General features: G+C 72.6%; 6 protein-coding genes and 1 tRNA gene. 4 read left to right on the forward strand and 3 right to left on the reverse strand.

Going from position 1 to position 7,814, the window contains the following annotated elements; genetic code table 11:
* The first annotated feature begins 248 nt into the window (after positions 1 to 248).
* From murC to UWG_RS0119685, 3 genes are all read left to right on the forward strand, one after another.
* Complete coding sequence (murC, locus tag UWG_RS0119675; RefSeq protein ID WP_016908919.1) at positions 249 to 1,712, forward strand: UDP-N-acetylmuramate--L-alanine ligase; 1,464 nt, start codon at positions 249 to 251, stop codon at positions 1,710 to 1,712.
* A gap of 120 nt (positions 1,713 to 1,832) precedes the next feature.
* The gene (locus tag UWG_RS30535; RefSeq protein WP_016908920.1) at positions 1,833 to 3,014 is read left to right on the forward strand and encodes an MFS transporter; all 1,182 of its coding nucleotides are present in this window, start codon (positions 1,833 to 1,835) and stop codon (positions 3,012 to 3,014) included.
* Positions 3,015 to 3,161: 147 nt separating this feature from the next.
* Positions 3,162 to 4,061, forward strand: a complete 900-nt coding sequence (locus tag UWG_RS0119685) for an aminoglycoside phosphotransferase family protein (protein ID WP_029391599.1) — start codon at positions 3,162 to 3,164, stop codon at positions 4,059 to 4,061.
* A gap of 62 nt (positions 4,062 to 4,123) precedes the next feature.
* Here UWG_RS0119685 and UWG_RS0119690 read toward each other — a convergent pair whose 3' ends face one another.
* From UWG_RS0119690 to UWG_RS0119700, 3 genes are all read right to left on the reverse strand, one after another.
* Positions 4,124 to 5,011, reverse strand: a complete 888-nt coding sequence (locus tag UWG_RS0119690) for an aminoglycoside phosphotransferase family protein (RefSeq protein ID WP_420235640.1) — start codon at positions 5,009 to 5,011, stop codon at positions 4,124 to 4,126.
* Between the two features lie 109 nt (positions 5,012 to 5,120).
* Entirely contained in the window at positions 5,121 to 6,320 is a 1,200-nt protein-coding gene (locus UWG_RS0119695) for a helix-turn-helix domain-containing protein (RefSeq protein WP_016908923.1), read from the reverse strand.
* A 636-nt stretch (positions 6,321 to 6,956) separates the two neighbouring features.
* Positions 6,957 to 7,038, reverse strand: a tRNA-Leu gene (locus UWG_RS0119700).
* A gap of 476 nt (positions 7,039 to 7,514) precedes the next feature.
* Between UWG_RS0119700 and UWG_RS33765 the strand changes: the two genes are divergently transcribed.
* Positions 7,515 to 7,814 (forward strand): ATP-binding cassette domain-containing protein (locus UWG_RS33765; RefSeq protein WP_016908924.1); only part of this gene is annotated, 300 nt, incomplete at its 3' end.

The raw sequence follows: 7,814 nt of genomic DNA on the forward strand, positions 1-7,814 counted from the left end.
GGATGGACGGCGAACGCCGCGACCAGTCGTGCCAGTGCCGGTGTGGCAAGCCATCGCGCACCGTACGTGGTTGCCTGCTCCGCCCACTCCGTGGGCAACGATTGTCCCGCGTCAACTGACATGCCCCGCCCCTTTCGTGCCCTGCGCCGCGACGTCCGCCAACGTAGCCGCACAGACACGGCCTTGCCAAATGTTGCCCATGACTGGCAAGGTCTGACTTCCCCTGAACGCGCTGCGAGAGGTCCGGTATGACGGAGCAGAGCACGCTCATCACCCCGCACGACGTCCGGCCCGCTCCGCCGGCGGGCGGGCCGGGCCCCGCCGGCCGGCTCCTCTCCCCCGTCCACTTCGTCGGCATCGGCGGCGCGGGCATGAGCGCCGTCGCGCGGATTCTGGCAAGCCGGGGCGTGACGGTCTCCGGCACGGATGCGAAGGAGTCGCCCCGGCTGGCCGCCCTCCGCGCCCTCGGCGTCGGCGCGCACGTCGGCCACGATCCCGCGCACCTGCCCGAGACGGGCACCGTCGTCACTTCGGGTGCCGTCGCCGAGGACAACCCCGAACTGGCCCGAGCCCGTGCCCTCGGTCTCCCGGTGGTGCCGCGCGCCGCCGCACTGGCCGCGGTCATGGAAGGGCACCGGAGGATCGCGGTGGCCGGCACGGCGGGCAAGACCTCGACCTCCGGCATGCTGACGACGGCCGCGGCGCACTGCGGAGCCGACCCGTCCTTCGCGATCGGCTCCGAACTCGGCGGCTTCGGTACCAACGCGCACCACGGGGCGGGAGACCTGTTCGTCGCCGAGGCCGACGAAAGCGACGGCTCGTTCCTGCTGCTCTCGCCCGAGGTGGCCATCGTCACCAACGTCGGCAGCGACGACCACCTCGACTTCCACGGCACCCCGGAGCGGTACGCGAGGGTCTTCGAGGAGTTCGCGCACCGCGTCGCGCCGGGCGGTGTCCTCATCGCCAACGACGACGATCCCGGCGCCGCCCGCCTCGCGGAAGTCGCCCGCTCCCGCGTGCGGGTGCGCACCTTCGGGGAGTCGCCGACGGCCGATCTGCGCCTCACCCGGATCACCGTGACGTCCGGCGGCACCACCTACGGCTGCTCCCTCGACGGTGCGGCGCTGCCGGGCGTGCGCATCGCGTCCCCCGGCCGCCACATGGCGCAGAACTCGGCCGCGGCGCTGCTGGCCGCGCTCGAACTCGGCCTGCCCGCCGAGCGCGCCGTAGAGGGCCTCGCCGAGTACCGGGGGGTCGCACGGCGCTTCGAGTTCCGGGGCGCGGAGGCCGGCGTCCGCGTCTACGACGACTACGCGCACAACCCGACAAAGGTCGGGGCGCAGCTTCGGGCGGCCCGCCAGGTGGCCGGAGACGGCCGGCTGATCGTGGTCTTCCAGCCACCGCTCTTCACCACCACCCGCCGCTTCCCCTCCGAGTTCGCCGCCGCTCTGGGGCAGGCGGACGAAGTGCTCGTCCTCGACGTCTCCCGGGCCAGGGAGAAGCCCATCGAGGGCGTCACAGGGGCGCTGATCGCGGACCGGGTGCCGCTCCCGGCGGACCGCGTCCACTACTGCCCCGAGCGTGCCGAGGTCGTGCCCCGCCTGGCCGGCCTCGCACGCTCCGGCGACCTCGTACTGACCGTGGGGACCGGAGACGTCACCACCGTCGGCCCCGAGTACCTGGCCCGGCTGAGGGCCACGGCCGAGCACTGACGTAAGCCCCCCACGGACCGGAGACGGAGCAGCATGGTCTCGCACGAAGCAGCACCCGCGCCGGCGTCCGGAACGCAGGAGCCCGGTGGCGCCGGGCTTCGAGGGAATCGCGAATTCCTGATGTTCTTCCTCTCCCGGACCGCCTCCCGGTTCGGCGACGGCATGGTGCCCGTCGCGCTCTCCCTCGGGCTCGTCGCCACCGGGCACGGCGCCTCCGCCGTCTCCTTCGCCCTCGGCGCCTGGACAGCGTGTTTCGGCGGCCTGGTGCTCTTCAGCGGGGTGCTCGCCGACCGCTACTCCGCCCGCACTCTCATGATCGCCGCCGACGCGGGGCGGGCGGTGGTGACGGTCGGCCTCGCCGTCCTGTTCACCACCGACACCCCGCCCCTCGCCCTGGTCTACCTGCTCAGCGCCGTCAACGGGGTGGGCGCCGCCCTGTTCCAGCCCGGTATCGCCAGCACCATCCCCTCCCTCACCACCGCGGTCCGCCAGGCCAACGCCGTCATCCGGGTGACCGAGTCGCTGATGATGACGGCCGGGCCCGCCGTCGCCGGTGTCATAGCCGGCTTCGGCAGCGCCTCCGCCCTCTTCCTCGTCGACGCTGTCACCTTCGCGCTCAGCGGACTGTTCCTCGTCATGATGCGGCGGCGAAAGGCGGCGGGACCGCGGGGGACGTCCCTGCTCCGCGACCTGGCCGAGGGATGGCGCGAGTTCCGCTCGCGGACCTGGCTGTGGGCGGTGATCGCGGTGTGGACCGTGTACTCGCTGGCCTCGCTCGGCGCGCAACTGCCCCTCCAAGCGGTCCTCATCACCGAGAGCCACGGGGCGGACGTCTTCGGCCTGATGATGGCCGTCCAGGGAGCGGGCAACGTCGCCGGGGGGCTGGTGGCCTTCCGGGCCAGTCCCCGCAGACCCCTCGCGGCGGGCACGCTGGCCCTGTTCGGGGTCGCCGTCGGCACCTTCGCCCTCGCGGCCTCGGCACCGGCTCCCCTGATCGCCGCCGCCCTCTTCGCCGGTGGCGCGGGACTGGCCTTCTGGGTCGTCATGTGGAGCACCTCCATGCAGACGCACGTACCGCGGGCTGCGCTCAACCGGGTCAACGCCTACGACGTGGCCGGTTCTGTCCTCTCCCTGGCCGCCGGCCGCGCCCTCGCCGGCCCGGTCGCCCAGCATCTCGGCGCCCACTGGCTCCTGGCGGTCTCGACCGGGGTCAACCTGGTGGTGATCGTGGTCCTCCTCGCGATCCCCGCCGTGCGGAACCTGCCCCGGGCGGTCGGCACGCCTCCGGGCTCCGACTGCTGACAGGCGCCGAAACGTCCAGCCGCGGTCACCACGGCGGCTGGGACACGGAAAACCGGTTGAGGAGCGGGAGCGCCCGTACTGTCATGGTGCTCGCGATCCGAGGACCGTGCGGGGGAGATCGTCCGGAGAACACACGTGAGGATCGAGTTGAGCACAGAGAGCACTGCCGGGAACCTGCCCGTGATCGATGCCGACCTGGCCGCACGCCTGGTCGGCGCCCAGTTCCCCCAATGGGCCGGGCTGCCTCTGAGGCTGGTCGATCCGGCGGGTTCCGACCACGTGATCTACCGGCTGGGGGAGGAACTGGCTGTCCGGCTGCCGCGCCACCCGGGAGCGGTCGGTCAGGCGGAGCGGGAGCTGAGGTGGCTGCCGCGGCTCGCGCCCCGCCTGCCGCTGGCCGTGCCCGTGCCGCTCGGCGTCGGCGAGCCCGCTTTCGGGTACCCGTGGAAGTGGTCGCTCGCCCGCTGGTTGGAGGGGGAGAGGGCGACGCCCGACGCGTTGTCGGACTCGGTCGGGGCCGCCACGGCCCTGGCGGACTTCCTGCTCGCCCTCCATCGGGCGGTACCGGTGCCCTCGGCCACGGAGGGCGCCGGGGACGACCTCACCGTGCCGCCGCTGGCCGTCCGCGACCGACCCACCCGCGAGGCCATCGCGAAGACCCGCGACGTCTTCGACGCCTCCGCCATGACCGACTTGTGGGATGCCGCCCTCGCCGCCCCGCCGTGGGACCGGCCGCCGGTCTGGTGCCACGGCGATCTCCACACGGGCAACCTGCTGACGGTCGCCGGCGGTCTCAGCGCCGTCATCGACTTCGGCGAGCTGGGCTCGGGCGATCCGGCCTGCGACCTCACCATCGCCTTCACGCTCATGTCTCCCAGGTGCCGTCGGGTGTTCCGTGCCGCTCTCGGCGTGGACGACGCCACGTGGACGCGGGGCCGCGGATGGGCCCTGGCCACCGGGCTGAACGCCTACACCCTCTACGCCGCGGTGAACCCTTGGGTCGCCGCGCAGACCACCAGGCAGATCACCCAGGCCCTCATCGGCTGAGGACGGCCGAAGGCGATGGACGGCCGGACCCGTGCGCGGGGCCCGGGCGTCCACCGCCTCGGTCACCGGTCGGCGAGCGCCTGGACGATGGTGTGGCGGGCGTTGGCGGCGATGACGGAGTTGGTGCGCCGGTAGTAGGGCAGTTGGATCAGCGCCATGGACAGGGCCCAGCCGCGCCCGCGGGACCAGGTGGCCTCGTCGACGTCGACGGCGTCTCGGAAGCAGGACCGGCCTGCCGGGGAGAGGAGGTTCCATGCGGGGATGAGGTCGATCGCCGGATCGCCCACGCCCACGGTGCCGAAGTCGAGCACCGCCGTCAGCCGGCCGTCGGCCCCCAGCAGGTTCGAGGGCATGAGGTCGGAGTGGGTCCACCGGTCCGGGCCCGTCCAGTGCGGGACCCGCAAGGCCGCCTCCCAGGCGGCGAGCAGCGCGTCGGCGTCGAAGGGCTCGCCGGTGCGCCGCAGCGCGTCGATCGCGTCACGCGTCTCCGCGTCCACGCTCACCGGCGGACCGCCCCGGTAGGAGTGGGGGCCGCCTCCGAGACCGACTCCGCGCAACGCGGTCACGAAAGCCGCCAGGTCCCCCGCGAGCCTGTGTTGACCGTCCGTGGAACCCTCCATCAGCACCTCGCCCGTCACCCACCGGTGGAGGGCCCACCGGTGCGGGAAACCCTCCGCCGGCTCCCCGACTGCGACGACCTCCGGGATCGGAAACGGCAGCGCCGGGGCGAGCCGCGGCAGCCAACGGGCCTCGCGCTCCAGCGCTTCGGCGCCCCCGGGCAACAGGGGCAGGCGGGCCGTGAGCTCCGAGCCCACACAGTAGATCGCGTTGGTGGTGCCGCCGGACGCCAGCCGCCGGATGGACAGGTCCGCCAGGTGTCGGAACTGGCCGCGCAGCAGGGAGCGTACGAGCGACTCGTCGGTCCGTGCCTCGTTCGCGTGCATTCTCATACCGCGGGTGGCTCCCTGTTCGTTCCGCTTTGTGCCCGGTCACCGCTGTCCACTCGGCAGCCGCTCGACGGCTCCCGTGCGGAGGCGTCGCTCCCCGCTCGGCCGGCTCTCAGTCCTCCGGAGCCAGTGACTCCGCGAGCAGCCGCCATGCCTCGGCCGCGAGGTCCACGTCGGCGCCGTGCTGTGCCTCCTCGCCCAGGCGCCGCAGTCGTTGTGCGCCCTCGGTCCGCTCGTCCCCGAGGATCATGAGCTGGGCCTCCAGGATCTGGAGCCGGAGCTGGTCGCGATGGCTGAGCCGGGGCGGCTCGTCCCGCAGCGCGCGGACGATCTCCCGCGCGTCGTCCGGACGGCCCTGGTGGAGGGCGAGTTGAGCCTGGAGCGCGGCCAGCTCCTGCCGGGTCACCTCGGTGCCGACCAGCGCGACCGCGGGCTCCGCCTCCGCGAGGCGTTCTGCGGCACGGGTGACCAGCGGAGGGCGTGACTGGAAGGAGAGGGAGGCGGCGGCCAGGCGCAGCCGCAGCCACAGGAGGAGGTCGTCGCCGCTGGCCAGCCGGTCGAGCGCTTCGCCCAGCAGCTGTTGGGCGCCTTCGTAGTCGCCCTGGCGGACCCGGACGGTCGCGGAGGCCCAGCGCGCTTCCGCTCCGAGCGTGCCGTCGAAGTCGCCGACGAGGCCGAGCAGTTCGTCGGAGTGTGCGCGCGCGTCCGGCAGTCGGCCGGTCTCTGCCTCGCAGGAGATCAGGGTGAGCAGCGCCGCGCCGGCCTCGGAAGCGGGGAGTTCTGTGCCGCGTGCCACCTGGTACGCCTGCTCGGCGACGGTCAGTGCGTCGTCGAACTCGCCCAAGGAGCGCAGACACCGGGCGAGTTGGGTGCGTGCCCGGCAACGCAGTTCCGGGACGTCCAGGTCGTCGGCGAGGCGGACCGCTTCCCGGAAGCCGTCGCGCGCCTCCGCGACCCGCCCCTGCCCCAATCTGCGTCGGGCGATCAGCCAGAAGGCGTGCCATTGCAGGGTGGGGTCCTCGGCATCCGACGCGCTCAGCAGTTCGTCGGCCTCCGCTCCGGGTGCCTCGCCCGAGGAGGCGATCGCAAGGGCCTGGAGGAAGGGGCGCCTGCCCGGCTCCTCGAAGGCGTCCCGCTCCACACCGAGCCGCCGGCACAGGTAGTCGACGGCCCGGTCGGTGGGTCTGCGCGCCCCTGACTCCAGCCGCGAAAGGTACCCCGTGGACATGCCGTCCCCGACGAGGGCGGACTGCGACAGGCCGCGCTCGGTCCTCATCTGCTTGAGGCGGCGGCCGAAATGGGGCTGTTGCACGTGGCGAATCCCAGCGTCGTCTTAGGGACAGGGACCGAACCGCGGACGGTGCGGGAAGGCGGCTTTTCGGAGCGCTGACGGGCAGAAGGCCGGCCCTTGCCCATCACGGTTCGGGCAACAGTGAGCCTAGCTCCGAGCTGCATGTTTGACAAAGCCTCGCCGTCAACTGGCCCCCGAGGGCCGGTATTCACGCCTCGGTCGGCAGGTGGAAGGGGGTTGTTGGTTGGCATCTGTTGCCAACCTCAGGAGTCGGTCCGTGCTGCCGCTGGCAGGAGGCGGGCAAGGGCTTCCCGTCTGTCCCGTGGCGGCAGGCGCGTCCGGTGACCGCGGGACGTGCCGGGTCGACGCCGTTCCGCTCTCCAGCGGCCGGAGCGTCGCGTGTGCCCGAACTCGGCGCAGCGGCAGGTGAGTTGCTCGCCGGCGCAGACCGGGGACCGCGCCCGCCTCGTCCGCCCCCGCGGCGTGGGTCCCCGCGACTCGGGTCCCCGCGTAAGCGACGATCGCCGGTGACCGGTCCGGACGGCTCGCCAACTCGTCGGCCGAGCAGGCGACTTCCTGGAAGGCGAGGATGCAGCCGTCTTCTCGACCGGCCTCACCGGCCGCCTGTTTCCGCAGGTCACAAAGGGAGCCGGTAGGTGCCCGGAGCCGGACTCGAACCGGCACGGCCCGAAGGCCAACGAGGTTTAAGCTCGTCGTGTCTGCATTCCACCATCCGGGCACCGGCTCCTGGAACGCATCGTGCGCCGCGGGACGCACGTGGCCCTCCCCGGGGCGCGGGGATGAGCCTATCCAGGGTCATCCCCCGAACTGCGGAGCGAGAGACCGATGTTGTCTTATTTTATTGGCAGCTGATGACCCGTCAGCAACCGCACCGCGTCCTTGCAGCCCTGTGAAGAGGGGGAGCGCGCAACAGCCCGCGAAGTACGGAATGACGGAAAGTCGCCGCTCGCCTGGATCATGGTCAGCCGTCCGTTATTCGAATCGTCGGGCCCGGCGTCGAAGCGGAGCGCGAACCACCGGTCCCGGGGCCGTCGGCCGCCGCGGCTCGGTGCCGTGTGTCATACCGGGGTAGGACGCCGCTGTGCCGGCGTACCTCCGAAGACCCCCCGCAGAACGGGAACTCGGACGGACTGCCCGGCCGCCGGCCGACGCGAGGATGGTGGGGTTCCAGGAAGCACCAGACGGGAGCCCACCGTGACCACGAGTACCCAGTCCCAGCCCGCACCGGGCGGTCCCGCGACGCGGTCCGCCGTGCCTGCCGCACACGCCGTCGAGCTGTCGAAGGTGTACGGCGAGGGAGAGACCCGCGTCGTCGCGCTCGACCGGGTCACCGTGGAGTTCCGGAAGGCGCAGTTCACCGCGATCATGGGGCCTTCCGGCTCGGGCAAGTCGACGTTGATGCACTGCATGGCCGGGCTCGACTCGGTCTCCTCCGGTCGCGCGATGATCGGTGAGACGGAGATTACGGGGTTGCGGGAGAAGTGGTTGACGCGG

The sequence above is a fragment of the Streptomyces xiaopingdaonensis genome, from assembly GCF_000262345.1.
Taxonomy (GTDB): Bacteria; Actinomycetota; Actinomycetes; order Streptomycetales; family Streptomycetaceae; genus Streptomyces; species Streptomyces xiaopingdaonensis.

Excerpts from the sequence above, each read along its gene's own strand:
- murC (WP_016908919.1), top strand. The coding sequence starts at position 249 with ATGACGGAGCAGAGCACGCTCATCACCCCGCACGACGTCCGGCCCGCT.
- UWG_RS0119690 (WP_420235640.1), bottom strand. The coding sequence starts at position 5,011 with ATGAGAATGCACGCGAACGAGGCACGGACCGACGAGTCGCTCGTACGC.
- UWG_RS30535 (WP_016908920.1), top strand. The coding sequence starts at position 1,833 with ATGTTCTTCCTCTCCCGGACCGCCTCCCGGTTCGGCGACGGCATGGTG.